The sequence below is a fragment of the Synechococcus sp. OH30 genome, assembly GCF_047462175.1.
Lineage (GTDB): Bacteria > Cyanobacteriota > Cyanobacteriia > Thermostichales > Thermostichaceae > Thermostichus.
On record NZ_JANSIP010000004.1, the window covers coordinates 161,105 to 175,337 of the forward strand.

The window sequence follows — 14,233 nt, forward strand, 5'->3', positions numbered from 1 at the left end:
TGGTAAAAGCCCCCAAGTGGCTGTACGTGCCCAGGGTGAGATCCTGGAGATTGGCTTGTTCCTGGGGGTGTGGCGCGGACAAAAAGTCAAGACCCAGGCCAACTGGTTGCAGTGGTGGACTGCCGACGGGAGTTTGCTTCTGGTGCGGGGGTTGGGTGGCGATGTGGGAGCGCATGGGTGGTAAAACCAAACGAAACCCATTGTCTGTGAGGAGTTTTCCCAATGCCAGGAAAAGGAACAGCACCTAAAAGTGGTGACAAATGAGAGCAGCGAGTTGTTGCTCTGGCACAATCTCTTGGATTGAAGACCAGCACGAAGGCTGTGGGAGCAACAGCGCTATATTGATGTGGTCATTAGCGATGAAAAAAGCGGCAAGCGACTGGGAGTGAAGTGTAAGTTTCAGGCAACGTCAGGCACAGCAGAAGAGAAGATCCCTGCAACCATTCAAGATATGGAGCACTGGCCTATTCCAGGGATCGTGGTGATTGATGGCGAAGGGTTCTCAAAAAACATGCAAGGATACCTAATGTCTACAGGGAAGGTGGTCTGGTTTAGCGATTTAGAAGATTGGCTACGTTTGTATTTTGGATTGTAACATGAGCGATTTGCTTCTTCCGCGACCCTTTCTAAAATGGGCTGGCGGCAAGACACAACTGACGGACGCCCTATTGGAGCGGATGCCGGTCTACTTCAACACTTACCACGAGCCTTTTGTTGGGAGTGGTGCACTTTTCTTTCGCCTGTACAGAGAACGCAAGATTAAACAAGCGATTCTTTCTGATATCAACGCCGAGTTGATAGATACTTACCTGGCCATTCGCGATCATGTTTGGGAAGTTATTCAACTGCTTTCTGAATTTCCATACGATAAAAGTTTTTATTACCAGATTCGAGAGAAAGATCCTTGGTCAATGAGTCTTGCAGAAAGAGCAGCACGCATGATTTACCTAAACAAGACAGGCTACAATGGTTTGTATCGGGTCAATCGGCAGGGAAAGTTTAATGTTCCTTTTGGGCAATATAAAGCTCCAAAGTATCTGGACAAAGACAATCTTTTAGCTGCATCCCTTGCTCTACAACATGCTGAAATTTTGTGCGTGCCATTTGAGACAGTTATCAAGAGAGCCAAGCCGGGCGACTGGGTGTATTTTGACCCACCTTATGTTCCTGTCTCGCAAACATCAAACTTTACTTCCTATCATGCCAACGGCTTCACCTTAAAGGATCAAGAGCGACTACGAGATATTTGCATTGACTTGAGCAAGAATAACGTGTACATCACGCTTTCTAATTCTGACACTGCAATCATTCGCTCTTTGTACGCTATGCCCTTCTTTGCTGTTGATGAGGTTCAAGCAAACCGGGCTATCAACTGCAAGGGGGCAAAGCGAGGAAAAATCACGGAGCTAGTGATCACAAACTACCCTGTTGAAAGAACGGTGCAGCTATGCTTACTGGAGCAGGGGTTGCCTTATTTGAATGCCACCCAACAGGCGCCTGCCCCTGCTGCTGCTCCGCTGCGCTTCGGCGTCGCTCCTGAGGCAACAGACTAGTAGGTGCGCCCGCGCCAAGAGCGGGGGCGACTGAGGGCTGACAAGATCACCCGCAGGACAGCCAAGGGATCCGCCAGGGGCGAAGCCCAGAATGTCCACGGGGGATCCTGGTAGGAGCCGCGAATGCCTACCAGCACGCCCAAGCGCAGGGCGAGTAGGCCTAAGTTTAGCCCCAACAGAACCTGCTCTGTTAGGGAAAAAGGCAACCCCATCCCGGCCTTGAGCCCCAGCCCCCCAACTGCCAAGACCGGGATCCCTTGGGTAAGCACCAGTAGGGCGATATCCCCCCACAGTTGAGCTTTGGGGGTGGCATCTTTTAAATCCAGGGAGCGGCCCCACTCCCGCCAGGTTTCGGCCAAAGACGTGTACATGCGCACCTTGAGCAGGTGCCGACCGTCGCAAAAAGCTACTTTAAAGCCGGCTGCCGCGATCTGCCGCACCAGGGTGACGTCGTCGCAAAAGGAAGCTCGCGCCAGCGTGTAGCCATTCATGGCTTCCAGCACCGAGCGGCGCACCAACATGCATTGCCCATTGGCCATCGTCCGCTCCGGCAGAGCAGCCGTGTCCCCTACCGCCCCATAGCGGTAGATCAGGGTTACCAAAAGAGCTGGCTGCAGCCAAGCTTCTCCCCAGTGCTCCAAGATAAACTGCGGCGCCAGGGTGATGAGATCCAGCTGGTTGGCTTGGGCAGTTTCCAGCAAGCGCTCTACCAGGCCTGGCTGGGGGCGGGTATCGGCATCAATACCCAGGATCCACTCAGAGGCGGGATCCGATTGGAGAAATCCATAGTGCAACGCCCAGGGACGACCTACCCAGCCACTGGGCAGGGGATCGTCGGTCAAGAGGCGAAAGCGGGGATCCCGCTCGGCCATCTGCAGCACTTTCTCGCGGGTGCCATCCTGGGAGTGGCTATCCACCACCAGTACCTCGCGCACAACCGCTCCCTGGCGGTGCAGCCCTTCCAGGCAGGGATCCAGGCGCTTGGCTTCGTTGAGGGTGGGCAGCAGGACGCTGACCAGGCCCGGCGGGAAAGGGATCCCCGCTTGGCCAGGGGGCAGAGGGGAAGGGCGCCACACAGCGGGCAGCAGCCGGGCCAGCAACACCGCTGCCATTGGCATCTGCAGGGCCAGCAAACCCAGGGCAGCCGCATCGCCGATCCAATCCGGGATCCCATGTGTATCCATCTCAACCTACTTTTCAACATCAAACAAAAGTTGCCCGGTGGAACCCAACCCAGCGGCTTCGGTTCAGAATCAGTGTGGCTCCTTCGCTGACCCTCACCTTTCCAGCCCTTTGTGGATGTTTCCACTCAGCTCAGCCCTGGGGGATCCCTTGTTACCCTGGTCAGGCTTCCGGCAGAAAAGCTGGATCCCGCTTTGGTGCGGAAAGAGCTGGGCCAAATTCTTGCCGAGAAACCCAAACACCTCTTACTGGATCTAAGCCAGGTTACGCTGATCAACAGCAGGGGGGTGTCGGCTTTGGTGTGGGCAAGACGCCTCTGCTCTGCCGCTGGCTGTCATCTCAAGCTCTGCGGCTTAGGAGAACAAGCCAAGCTGGTTCTCAAGGTTACCCGTCTGGATTCTCTTTTTGAGATTTATCCGTCGGTGGAAGCGGCCCTCAAGGAGGTCTCTGAGTCCTAAAGGGGAGAGCTTACCGCCTCCTCAAATCAAAACTCCTAGGGGCTAGTCTCCTGGTTCTCAACGGCCTGGGGCTGGTTTCTTTGGGCATAGAGCTTTGCCTGTTGCCGGATTTCCTCCCGCACCTTGGGCGGGGCCAGGCGGGCCGCTTGCTCAAACAGATCAGGGGCTTGTGCCCGGAGGCTTTCGTCGGTAGCGGAGCTAAGAGCAATGGCTTTGCCCAACAGGGGCGCAAAATCACTGGGATCCGCCGCTATCATCTCATCATAAAGGGCCACCGCTTTTCCCGTCTGGTTGTTGCGGGCGTAGATAAAGGCCAAGCGCAGGCGGACATCGTTATCTTCCGGTACTTCTTTCAGGTAGTTCTCCAGCAGGTCAATGGCTTCAGAAGTGCGGCCCAGAGCCAGTTGAACATCGGCCAGCTCCTGCAGAACTTGGCTATCTTTGGGATCCTTTTTGTGAAGGATCTGGAGCTGTCCTAATGCCCCTTCTAGATCTCCTGTCTCCCGCTGAATCTGAGCCAAAAAAGCTCGCAGTTGCCGATTTTCCGGCTCCAGTTCCACCAGCTTCTTCAGCGGCTCAATGGCCCCTTGCGGCTCGTTGAGCTGCAGTTGCGTGTCAATTAACCCCCGCAGGGCAATGGGGTTATCCGGCTCCCGTTCCAGCACGGCCCGGTAGCCGTCCGCCTGGGCCCGCAGTTGCTCGGTAACCAAATTGGCGGTGTCTGCCGAGTCAGAAGGCCCCAGTGCCTGCAGTATCGGGCCAAAGGAGAAGCCCAGGAACACGACTGCGCCAAACACCAGCATCAGGGCTTCCAGGAATTTGCGGAGGGGCGATTTGTCAGGTTTGGACTGAGGCATGAAGGGGCTCCACCAATCTCTCTGTACTCTATCATCGGCCCCCTTGAAAGCACAGCAGCCTACTGGCCAGGCCAGCGGCACAGGGATGGTGCTAGAACCTCGCCGGCAGCCCCCTTAACTTTGAACCTGCTGGAGCTGCTGCACCTGGGCCTGTAGGTAGGGGATCCCCACCCGGTAGCAGTAGTCGCCGAAGCGCTCTTGGGGGTGGCGCTCCTGCTTGTAGAGCTGCAGAAGAATTCTCATCAGGGGCACGATCTGGCTAATGTGCACCCGATCCTGAAACGGCTGGGCCAGGCGATCCCCTTGCGGGCTGGCCCCCAGCCAGATCTGGTAGTAGCCATCGGGGGCGGATCCCACCAAGCCGAGCTCTGCCAAGTAAGGTCGGGCACAGCCATTGGGGCAGCCGGTCATGCGCACCAAAAAGGGCGAATCCTGCAGCCCCAGCTCCTGCAAGAGCTGATCCAACTGGCGAATCAGGGTGGGCAGGGCTCGCTCCGACTCGGTAATGGCCAAGCCGCAGGTGGGAAGCGCCGGACAGGCCATGGAGAGCCGCACCAGCTCCGGGATCTCCTCTTTGGAAAGCACCCCGTGGGACTTGAGGATCTGGTTGATGGCCTCTCGCTGACTCTCCTCGATGTCAATGAAGATCACGTCCTGCGTAGGGGTTAGCCGCAGGTGGAGGGAAAATTCCTCTACAATCTTGCGCAGGGCCGTTTTCAGCTGCCGCTCCGGCGTATCTTGGATGCGGCCATTTTCAATCGAGAGGCCCAAAAACCAACGGCCATCCCCTTGCTCGTGCCAGCCCAGGTAGTCGTCGCTGTTGGGGACAAACTTGGGCATGCGCCGGAAGGGCAGTAGCTTCTCCCCCAGGTACTGCTCGACCACGCGGCGAAACTTGCGGATCCCCCAGTCGCGCACCAGATACTTCAGCCGTGCCTGCTTGCGGTCGTAGCGGTTGCCGTGATCCCGCTGCACCGCCAAAACCGCCTGGCAAACCCGGTACACCGCTTCCGGCGGGGCAAAGCAGAGTTTCTGGGCCAAAAGGGGTTGGGTCTCCTCCTTGCCGTGGGTGCGCCCCATGCCGCCGCCCACCACGATGTTGAAGCCCTTGAGGTTGCCCTTGCGGTCGGTGAGGACGATCAAACCCAGGTCTTGGGAGTACACATCGACGGTGTTCTCCCCGGCTACGGCGATGGCCGTCTTAAACTTGCGGGGCAGATAGACCGGGCCATAGAGAGGTTCCGGCCCCTCCAGCCTCACGCCGTTGCCCACAAACTGCTCGGCTTCCTGGACTTCCGGATCCACCGGCGGGATGGGAACCGGCTCTCCATCCACCCACAGCTCGTAGTAGGCAGAAGTCTTTGGAGCCAGGAGATCCGCCAGCTTGCGGGCGTACTCCTGGGCGTAGCGGTAGGCAGGCCGGTTTTTGTAGGGGGCAGCCGGCGCCATGACGTTGCGGTTAACATCGCCACAGGCGGCCAGGGTGGATCCCATCTGCCGGATGATGCTGGCAATGGTGGCCTTGAGATTTTTCTTTAGGATCCCGTGGAGTTGAAAGGTCTGCCGGGTGGTGGCCCGCAGGGTGCCGTTGCCGTACTCCTCGGCCAGCCGATCCAGGGTCAAGTAAAGCTGCGGCGGCACATGCCCCCCCGGAATGCGGGTGCGCAACATCATCTGGTAGGCCCGCTCCCGTCCCTCCTGCTTCCGCTGCTGCCGCAGATCCCGGTCGTCCTGCTGGTAGGCGCCATGAAACTTGAGCACTTGCGCCGCCGCCTCGCTAAAGTGGGTGGTGTCTTGGGCCAGCTCCTGCTGCAAGGGATCCCGCAGGAAATGGCTATCTGCCTTGATCTGCTCCACCTTGGAGCGCTTGGCCGCAGAGCCGACAAGGGAGCTCATCCGATTCTCCAGTAATCCGGTCGGAATACCTGTGAAACAGGGTAGCATCTCCCCTGGGCCGTGTCTAGTTCTGTGGGTTGGGGTTAGAACAGCCTACCCCCCTCTCCCTCTGGGAGAGGGGCTGGGGGTGTTCGCGCTAGCGGCGCGGAGCGCTTGGGTCGTCACTCCAGGAGAGGGGACGGGGGTGAGGGCAGGATACCACCGCAGATTGAGAGCCTCTAGCCGGCCAGGGCCAGGCGGGCGCCGTATTCTGCCGCCGACCAGAGTTTCCAGGCAGAGTTGCCCTGTAGCTCCAAGACCAGGTCGTGGTAGGCCAGGAGAGTGGGGCGGTGGCCGACGCTGACGTAGGTGGTGTTGAGGTGTTGCAGTTGCCGGTAGAGCAGCTTTTCGTTGGCTACATCTAGAGCGCTGGTGGCCTCATCCAAAATGGCGTAGCGAGGCCGTGTAATTAAAATGCGGGCAAAGGCCAGGCGCTGCTGTTCGCCCAAGGAGAGGGTGCTGGCCCAATCTTTCTCCACGTCAAAGCCGCCCACCCGCTCCGGCAAGTCGGCTAGATTAACCCGAGCCAAGATTTGCAAGAGCTCCTCGTCGGTTAGATCTCGGCGACGACCTGGATAGAGGAGTTGATCCCGCAGGGATCCCAGCAGCATGTAGGGCTTTTGCGGCAGGAAGAGCATCTCGGTGGTATCGGGGCGGGCAATGGATCCCTGGCCGTTGTTCCACAGGCCGGCAATGGCCCGCAGGAGGGAGCTCTTGCCGCTGCCGCTGGCTCCTACAATGAGCAGCCGTTGGCCTGCCTCTAAACTCAGAGACAGATCCCGCACCAGGGTTTGTTCCGAGTTTGGTGTTAGCAAAGTAACGTGCTGCAGCGCCAGGTGGGGAGCAATGCGAGTTTGGATGGTGCTCTCCCGAGTGTGGGTGTGGCGCAGGGCCGGATTCTCCAACGCTTCGTAAAAGGACCCTAGACGGTTGATCCCGGCGGCAAAGCTGGAGATGCTCTGGATCTGGTTGGCCACGATTGAAAGGGCACTCAGCACCTGGCTGAAAGCAATGGTGGCCTGGGTAATGGTGCCAAAATCCCGTACGCCGCTAAAGTAAAGGGGGGCCACAATTACATAGGGCACAATGCGCGTGAAGTAGTTATAGGCATACTGAAAAATGTCAATAACAGCCTGCCAAATGATTAACAAGTCAAAGTTGCGCAGGGCAGCAGCAAAGCGATTCAAGATCTGCCTCAGCTCTAGGTCTTCTCCCTGGTAAAAGGCGATGGACTCAGCGTTGTCCCGCACGTGGACTAGGCTGTAGCGAAAGTCAGCCTCGTAGCGCAGTTGATCGAAGTTAATTTTAATTAGCTTGCGTCCAGCCACAATGGCAATGGCGGTGCCAATGGCAGCATAGACAACCAATCCCACCGCCAAGGGGCGGGAGATGCTGTAGAGGATGCCGGTAAAGGCGTAGAGGGTGAGGATCGAGTCGAGAATATCCAGCAAAAAAGAAAGGGTAGTGCCGGTAAAGGAGCGAACGTCTTCGGAGATGCGCTGGTCGGGGTTGTCGATTTCGGTGTTGGCGGCGTTGGAATCCAGCTCGTAGTAGGCCCGGCGATCAAAGTAGCGATCCAGAAAGTGGTCGGTCAGCCATTCCCGCCAAAACAGCCCCAGCTTCAGCCGCGTATATCGGTAAATAACCAAAATGGGAATGGCCGAGATGATTAGCACCCCGTAGATGATTAAAAACTGCCAGAAGGTACTCTCTTCTTTTTGTTGTAGGGCGGTATCGATAAACCGAAAGATAAAGCTAATCATTACGTTTAGTCGGTTTACCGTTAGAGATAGAAACAGCAAAAAGGTAAGGAGCACCCACTGCAACCAGCGCCGATGAATCTGCCTCCACACCACCACAAACGCCAGACTGCTTAGGACTAAGCTGGCTGCTGCCACCCCCAGTACTGGCGAGGCTAGGTTTCTCTCCGTTTGCTCGACCAGTCCTGCTGCTAAAGTTCGGAAGAACTCTGGAAAAAGAGCCTGCCCAGCCAGGGTTACCCCAATCTCGACAAAAAACATCAGGGCAACCACAAACACCATGGATGCTGTTAACAAGCCAAAGAAAATCCAGCCCCCATAGCGCACCCGCGGGTAAAAATAGGGCTGGGCTACGCTAATAAAGCGGTCCCAAAGTTTGCGGTCAAAGTTAAATTGATAGGTCTGGGATTCCATGTGGCAGTTGTCGGCAACAACATCTTCCAGGCTAACAGGCCAGGGATCCCTTCTTGGTCCACCAGGAGCAAATCCCTTCGCCTCTGAGGAAGAGCCCCGCTGCCCATGCTGAGCCAGTGCTGGTAGGGATTATGTCCAGCTCCTGCGCGGGAGCCTACTTTTGCCCAAAGCTTCTGTTTTCAGTTGGGATCCCCTTGCAACCGCTTTTGCCAGGCCGCTTGGGCCGCCAGCCACACCGTCTGAACCGGCACGCGAAACGCTTGGGCGCGGGCCACGCAGTCGCGGAACTCCGGCTGGGCGTTGACAAGGCGGCCATGGTGATAGGCCACCTTGATGTCCACCAGGCCGTAGGGGGTTTCCACCCGTTCGATCCGCCGCTCCAGGACGGTGCGCTGCTGCTGGGAGTGGCGGATGCCCAGGGTGGTGGTTTCCCGGAAGATGAGCTCCTGGCACTCCGGCACCCGATCCGGCGGGCAGATCACCGTCAGTAACACTCCCGGCCGCCCCTGCTTCATGGTGATGGGTTGGGTAAACACGTCCCAGGCGCCGAGGGCCAGCAACTGCTCGCAGGTATAGGCAATCACTTGGGGGTTGAGGTCGTCAATCTGAGTTTGCAACACTGAGACGATCTCGGTTGGCTCTTCCCCCTGGGACTGACCAATCCAGAGACGAAAGATGTTGGGAATGGGCAACTCGCGGCTGCCGGCCCCGCGCCCCACTTTTTCCAGCCGCAGCGGTGGACAGGGCCCAAACGCTTCTGCCAGCGCCACCGCCAGGGCTGCGCCGGTGGGGGTAACCAGCTCGGCTTCCACGCCGTTGCTAAACACTGGCACCCGTCCCATTTCCCACAGCTCAATCACCGCCGGCACGGGCACCGCCAGTTGGCCATGTTTGGTGCTCACCCAGCCACCGCCAATGGGATGGGGAGAGGAGATCACCCGCTCCACCTGCAGCCAATCCAGGCCGATACAGGTGCCGACGATATCCACCAGGGCATCGACGGCCCCCACCTCGTGGAAATGCACTTTTTCTAGGGGCACCTGATGGACTTTTGCCTCTGCCTGCGCCAGCTTCTCAAAAACTTTGAGGCTGCGGGCCTTGACCGCAGGGGCCAAGCGGGATCCGGCAATCAAAGCCTGGATCTCCCTCCAGGAGCGGGCGGGCGGGGACTCGTCCAACACCTCCACCACCGCTTGCAGAGCCGGCTGGCCGCACCGCTGCACCCGGCATACTTGTAGGCTGTATTCTCCTTCGATGCCCAGCGCCTGGAGCTGCTGGTTGAGATACTCCAGGGGCACCCCGCAATCCAGCAGAGCCCCCAAGCACATATCGCCGGCAATGCCTGCCGCACAGTCCAAGTAGGCCACCTTCATAGCAGCGTTGAAACGGGAGGGACGGCTCCACTCAGTTTTGCCCAGAGTGGTGGCGATGCCAACGGGAGGGGCTGCCGCCAAGGCCAAAATAGGAAAAACTTCCGCCGCAAGGGGGGATCCCAAATGAATCCTTGGATCCGCTTTTGGCTTTCCCTGGGGATCCTGCTGGGGGCAACGCTGCTGCTGTGGGGCCTGTGGGGATCCCCAGCAGGATCCCAGACTCGCCTCAACTTTAGCAATGCCAATTTGCAGGGGCAGGATCTGTCCGGCCAGGACTGGCGGGGCAGCAGTTTTGTCAGCGCCAACCTGCAGGGTGCCGATCTGCACGGGGCCAACCTTGCCGGCGTGGCCTTTACCAAAGCCAATCTGGCGGGGGCTAACCTGGCGGGGGCAGATCTCAGCAACAGCCTGTTGGATCTGGCCAACCTAGCAGGCGCCGACCTTAGGGGGGCCAACCTCAGGGGAGCCATTGCTGCCCGGGCGGTTTGGCAAGGGGCGCAGATTGCCGGCGCTGACTTTAGCGACGCCTATGTGGATCGGGCAGCCCTGCGGGAATTGTGCCAGCGGGCTGAGGGATCCCATCCCGTAACAGGCGTTGCCACCCGCGCAAGTCTAGGCTGTCCCTGAAAGCCGGCAAAGGTGAAGAAAACAGGATCCCTGAACCCTCTTGGCTGGATTGCCCTTTAGATTGGGGAAGGTGTTGACCCTGCCCCACCATGAGCAAGCCCAGCTTCGCAGTCATTGGCCTGGCGGTGATGGGGGAAAACCTGGCCCTCAATGTCGAGCGCAATGGCTTTCCCGTTGCGGTCTACAACCGGACGCGCGCCAAGACCGAGCAGTTCATCCAAGGGCGGGCCCAAGGCAAGCAGATTACCCCCGCCTACAGCCTGCCCGAATTGGTGCAACTGTTGGAGCGGCCCCGCAAAATCTTAATCATGGTCAAGGCAGGCCCGCCGGTGGATGCCCTCCTCGACGAGCTCAGGCCGCTGCTGGAGCCAGGCGACATCCTCATCGATGGCGGCAACTCCCTCTACAGCGACACCGACCGGCGCGCCGAGGTCCTAGAAGCCAGCGGGATCCACTTTGTCGGCATGGGGGTGAGCGGCGGGGAAGAAGGTGCCCTTAACGGCCCTAGCCTCATGCCCGGCGGCAGCCTGGAAGCCTACCGCCAACTGGAGCCCATCCTCACCAAAATTGCCGCCCAAGGGCCGGACGGCCCCTGCGTCACCTACCTGGGACCCAAAGGGGGCGGGCACTACGTGAAGATGGTGCACAACGGCATCGAATACGGCGACATGCAACTGATTGCCGAGGCCTACGACCTCATGCGCAGGGGGCTGAAGCTGTCAGCCCCCCAGATGCAGGAGATCTTCCAGGCCTGGAACGAGACGGAGCTGGAGTCGTTTTTGATTGAGATTACCGCCAAGATCTTGGGGACGCTGGATCCGGAGACGGGCAAGCCGCTGGTGGATCTCATCTTGGACAAAGCAGGCCAGAAGGGCACGGGCCTGTGGACGGTCAAGGACGCCCTGGATCTGGGGGTGCCGGTGCCCACCATTGAGGCGGCAGTGCAGGCCCGCCTCCTCTCCTCGATGAAGGAAGAGCGGGTGGCCGCCTCGCAGCAGTTGCCAGGGCCGGGAACAGCCTTTGAAGGGGATCCCGACCGCTTCCTCCAGGATCTGCGCGCCGCCCTCTACTGTTCCAAGATCTGCTCCTACGCCCAGGGGATGGCGCTGCTCAAGCAAGCCACCGTTGCCCACGGCTATGTTTACACCTTTAGCGAGATCCCCCGCATCTGGAAGGGGGGCTGCATCATCCGCGCCCGCCTCCTGAGCAGGATCCAGGCGGCCTACCAGCGGGATCCGGAGCTGGTCAACCTGCTTTTGGATGAGGAGTTTCAGCAGGCCATCCAGGAACGGCAGGGATCCTGGCGGCGGGTGGTGGCCACCGCGGCTACCCTAGGGATCCCGATCCCGGCCATTAGCGCTTCCCTGGCCTACTACGACAGCTACCGCACTGCCGAGCTGCCCCAGAACCTCACCCAAGCCCAGCGGGATTTCTTTGGCGCCCACACCTTTGAGCGCATCGACAGGCCGGGGATTTTCCACCACGCCTGGAACGCCTAGGCAGGATCCCCCTCTGGTGCGGCCGCTAGACCTAGCGGCGTCTGCTTCAAGGTAGAACCCCACGCCTCGGTATGGAAAGGCTCTCCTTCTTGGGGAAAATCCCTGCGGAAGTGGGATCCGCGACTTTCCTCCCGCAACAGAGCCCCTTGCCCCACCAGGCGAGCAAGCAGCAACAAACTCCCGGCCTCGACCTCCTCCCGGCTGGCCCAGGGCTTCTCCTCCAGGGGCAGGGCTTCTGCAAAAGCCAGAAAAGCCCGCAGCCGCTCTCCCTGCCGCACCACGCCCAGTGCCTCTCCCACCTGCTGCCTAAGCTCGGAAAGAAGAGAGGGCGGCGCAGTCAGCACAGGTAGAGCCTGCACCTGAAGGGGTGGCTCTTGGAGCTCCCGCAGAGCAGCCAGAGCAGCTCGCTTGCCCATGACCAGCCCTTCCAAGAGGCTGTTGGAAGCCAAACGGTTTGCCCCGTGCAACCCTGTAGAAGCCACCTCCCCGGCAGCATAGAGGCCCGGCAGGCCAGTGAAGCCAAAGGCATCCGTTCGCACCCCGCCCATGACGTAGTGGGCAGCGGGAGCAACCGGCAGGAGGTCTTTTCCGGGATCCAGCCCCAAAGCGCGGGCAGAGGCAACAACGGTGGGAAAGCGCTCCTCCAGCTCTGGCACAGCCCGTAGATCAAGATAAACTCCCCCCGTCCGCTGCCGCTCCCAGAACACCGCCTGGGCCACCACATCCCGCGGCGCCAGCTCGCCCAGCTCCGTATAGCAAGGCATAAAGCGCTCCCCCCAGGCGTTGAGAAGCACGGCCCCTGCCCCTCGGGCAGCCTCACTAACCAGGGCTCCATTGGGCAAGGCGGTGGGGTGAAACTGCACAAACTCCAGATCCCTTAGGACAGCTCCTGCCCGCCAGGCCAAGGCCATCCCATCCCCGCTGGCCCCCGGCGGAGCCGTCGAGAGGGGGAAAAGGCTGCCAAACCCGCCTGTAGCTAAGAGAACTGCCCCTGCTTTCACCTGCAGTGGCCCATCTGGCCCCAGCAGCAGGGCCCCCCCTACCCTGCCTCCTGCCATCAAAAGGCTGAGGGCTGTGTATCCCTGGAGAGGCGGCTTGTTTAGGCGAGCCAGCAAACCTTGCAATAGCCACAGCCCGCTCCGATCCCCTCCCAGATGGCGTATCCGCGCCCGCGAGTGGCCCCCTTCCCGCACCGGCTCCGGATGGAAGGGCAGCCCCCAGGACAAAAGCCTCTCCAGGTGAAAGGGGGCTTCCTGCAGGATGGAGCGGGCCACCTCCACTTCCACCAAGCCACGGCCTGCTTGCAGGGTGTCCTGGAGGTGGGCTTCCACATCTGCTGCATCCAGTGGAAAAGCTATCCCCCCCTGCGCCCAAGGAGTGGATCCAGAAGGCAAGGGATCCTTGCTTACCACCAGGGTTCTGGCTCCCTCTGCTTCCGCCCACAGGGCTGCATAGATCCCTGCCACCCCTGCCCCCAGGATCAAGAGGTCTGTTTCCGCTAGGAAAGACGTAGACAACACTGGACAAAACAGACCCTCGCCAAGGGTGCTCCCTCTAGGCTCCAGCAGGCACTGACAGCATGGCCAGGATGGACTTGCGGGCTTTTTCGGCCACCGCCTCTGGCACCTGGATCACGTAGCGCATCTCCACTAGGGAGCGGTAGATCTTCTCCAGGGTAATTTTTTTCATATACTCGCAGACGGCGTCCGCCTTGACGGGGATAAAGGTCTTATCGGGGGCCTCTTTTTGCAGCCGGTGGAGAATGCCCACTTCGGTGGCAACCACAAACTCGCGGCTGGCCGAAGTTCTGGCATAACGCACCATCCCCTCGGTAGAAAGGAGCTTGGCGTCCGGCTTGAGAAATAGACAACTGGAGCCGCAACTGCACTCGGGGTGGATGAGGAACTCCGCCTCCGGGTGCTTCTCTGCCATTGCCTTGAGGTGCTCCTCGCGAATGCCCACATGGACGTGGCACTCGCCGGGGAACAGATCCAACTCCCTCCCCGTTGTCTGGGCTACATAGGCCCCCAGGAACATATCCGGCACAAAGAAGATGGGGCGATCCGACGGCAGGCTGGCCACCACCTGCACAGCGTTGGCGCTGGTAACGCAGACATCGGCCAGGGCTTTAATCTCGGCGGCCGTGTTGACATAGGCCACCACCAGCCCCTCGGGGTTGGCCTCCTTCCAGCGCCGCACATCCTCAGGCCGGATGCTATCGGCCAGGGAGCAGCCTGCCTCTAGATCCGGCAGCAGCACCGTCTTTTCCGGGTTGAGGATAGCTGCCGTCTCGGCCATGAAGTGGACGCCAGCAAAGACAATGACCTGGGCATCTGTCTTTTGGGCCTCGCGGGCCAGGCCCAGGGAGTCTCCCACAAAGTCCGCCACTTCCTGCACCTCGGGGAGTTGGTAGGAGTGGGCTAGGATAACGGCCTGCCTTTCCTGCTTGAGTCGAGCAATTTCCTGGACAAGGGTTTCTTGGGTCATGGTGAACCTTCTGTTTTGGCTGGGCCGGCCACGGGTGCAGATCTGGACTGGTGCGGGGCTAAGGAGAAGTTGCCAGTAGGCAGCAACT

13 protein-coding genes are annotated in these 14,233 nt (G+C 59.7%); 6 read left to right on the forward strand and 7 right to left on the reverse strand.

Going from position 1 to position 14,233, the window contains the following annotated elements:
- Positions 1 to 16 precede the first annotated feature (16 nt).
- From NW830_RS06460 to NW830_RS06470, 3 genes are all read left to right on the forward strand, one after another.
- A complete protein-coding gene (locus NW830_RS06460) occupies positions 17 to 184 on the forward strand; it encodes a hypothetical protein (RefSeq protein WP_414362256.1) in 168 nt (55 codons plus the stop codon).
- 135 nt (positions 185 to 319) lie between these two features.
- Entirely contained in the window at positions 320 to 595 is a 276-nt protein-coding gene (locus NW830_RS06465; protein WP_414404626.1) for a PD-(D/E)XK nuclease superfamily protein, read from the forward strand.
- Position 596: 1 nt separating this feature from the next.
- On the forward strand, positions 597 to 1,553 hold the full coding sequence (locus NW830_RS06470) for a DNA adenine methylase (protein WP_414404621.1): 957 nt from the start codon (positions 597 to 599) through the stop codon (positions 1,551 to 1,553).
- Here the strand turns inward: NW830_RS06470 and NW830_RS06475 are convergent.
- The gene (locus NW830_RS06475) at positions 1,550 to 2,737 is read right to left on the reverse strand and encodes a glycosyltransferase family 2 protein (protein ID WP_414362250.1); all 1,188 of its coding nucleotides are present in this window, start codon (positions 2,735 to 2,737) and stop codon (positions 1,550 to 1,552) included. The two genes, NW830_RS06470 and NW830_RS06475, sit on opposite strands and share 4 nt — an antisense overlap.
- Before the next feature lie 111 nt (positions 2,738 to 2,848).
- Here NW830_RS06475 and NW830_RS06480 point away from each other — a divergent pair, with 111 nt between their 5' ends.
- The gene (locus NW830_RS06480) at positions 2,849 to 3,193 is read left to right on the forward strand and encodes an STAS domain-containing protein (protein WP_414362248.1); all 345 of its coding nucleotides are present in this window, start codon (positions 2,849 to 2,851) and stop codon (positions 3,191 to 3,193) included.
- Positions 3,194 to 3,228: 35 nt separating this feature from the next.
- Here NW830_RS06480 and NW830_RS06485 read toward each other — a convergent pair whose 3' ends face one another.
- From NW830_RS06485 to larC, 4 genes are all read right to left on the reverse strand, one after another.
- Complete coding sequence (locus NW830_RS06485; RefSeq protein ID WP_414362246.1) at positions 3,229 to 4,050, reverse strand: tetratricopeptide repeat protein; 822 nt, start codon at positions 4,048 to 4,050, stop codon at positions 3,229 to 3,231.
- Positions 4,051 to 4,164: 114 nt separating this feature from the next.
- Complete coding sequence (locus NW830_RS06490; RefSeq protein WP_414362244.1) at positions 4,165 to 5,946, reverse strand: NADPH-dependent assimilatory sulfite reductase hemoprotein subunit; 1,782 nt, start codon at positions 5,944 to 5,946, stop codon at positions 4,165 to 4,167.
- Between the two features lie 218 nt (positions 5,947 to 6,164).
- Positions 6,165 to 8,159: an ABC transporter ATP-binding protein/permease gene (locus tag NW830_RS06495; protein ID WP_414362242.1), complete on the reverse strand. Its 1,995-nt coding sequence runs from the start codon at positions 8,157 to 8,159 to the stop codon at positions 6,165 to 6,167.
- A 179-nt stretch (positions 8,160 to 8,338) separates the two neighbouring features.
- Positions 8,339 to 9,532, reverse strand: a complete 1,194-nt coding sequence (larC, locus tag NW830_RS06500; RefSeq protein WP_414362304.1) for a nickel pincer cofactor biosynthesis protein LarC — start codon at positions 9,530 to 9,532, stop codon at positions 8,339 to 8,341.
- Between the two features lie 123 nt (positions 9,533 to 9,655).
- Here larC and NW830_RS06505 point away from each other — a divergent pair, with 123 nt between their 5' ends.
- Complete coding sequence (locus NW830_RS06505; protein WP_414362240.1) at positions 9,656 to 10,159, forward strand: pentapeptide repeat-containing protein; 504 nt, start codon at positions 9,656 to 9,658, stop codon at positions 10,157 to 10,159.
- Between the two features lie 89 nt (positions 10,160 to 10,248).
- Positions 10,249 to 11,658, forward strand: a complete 1,410-nt coding sequence (gene gndA / locus NW830_RS06510) for an NADP-dependent phosphogluconate dehydrogenase (RefSeq protein ID WP_414362238.1) — start codon at positions 10,249 to 10,251, stop codon at positions 11,656 to 11,658.
- Here gndA and NW830_RS06515 read toward each other — a convergent pair.
- On the reverse strand, positions 11,655 to 13,175 hold the full coding sequence (locus tag NW830_RS06515) for an L-aspartate oxidase (protein ID WP_414404622.1): 1,521 nt from the start codon (positions 13,173 to 13,175) through the stop codon (positions 11,655 to 11,657). The genes gndA and NW830_RS06515 overlap by 4 nt on opposite strands.
- A gap of 37 nt (positions 13,176 to 13,212) precedes the next feature.
- Complete coding sequence (gene nadA / locus NW830_RS06520) at positions 13,213 to 14,145, reverse strand: quinolinate synthase NadA (protein WP_414362235.1); 933 nt, start codon at positions 14,143 to 14,145, stop codon at positions 13,213 to 13,215.
- Between the last annotated feature and the right edge of the window lie 88 nt (positions 14,146 to 14,233).

Coding starts and splice junctions, on each gene's coding strand:
- NW830_RS06470 (WP_414404621.1), top strand. CDS start 597: ATGAGCGATTTGCTTCTTCCGCGACCCTTTCTAAAATGGGCTGGCGGC.
- NW830_RS06475 (WP_414362250.1), bottom strand. CDS start 2,737: ATGGATACACATGGGATCCCGGATTGGATCGGCGATGCGGCTGCCCTG.
- NW830_RS06485 (WP_414362246.1), bottom strand. CDS start 4,050: ATGCCTCAGTCCAAACCTGACAAATCGCCCCTCCGCAAATTCCTGGAA.
- NW830_RS06490 (WP_414362244.1), bottom strand. CDS start 5,946: ATGAGCTCCCTTGTCGGCTCTGCGGCCAAGCGCTCCAAGGTGGAGCAG.
- NW830_RS06495 (WP_414362242.1), bottom strand. CDS start 8,159: ATGGAATCCCAGACCTATCAATTTAACTTTGACCGCAAACTTTGGGAC.
- larC (WP_414362304.1), bottom strand. CDS start 9,532: ATGAAGGTGGCCTACTTGGACTGTGCGGCAGGCATTGCCGGCGATATG.
- NW830_RS06505 (WP_414362240.1), top strand. CDS start 9,656: ATGAATCCTTGGATCCGCTTTTGGCTTTCCCTGGGGATCCTGCTGGGG.
- gndA (WP_414362238.1), top strand. CDS start 10,249: ATGAGCAAGCCCAGCTTCGCAGTCATTGGCCTGGCGGTGATGGGGGAA.
- nadA (WP_414362235.1), bottom strand. CDS start 14,145: ATGACCCAAGAAACCCTTGTCCAGGAAATTGCTCGACTCAAGCAGGAA.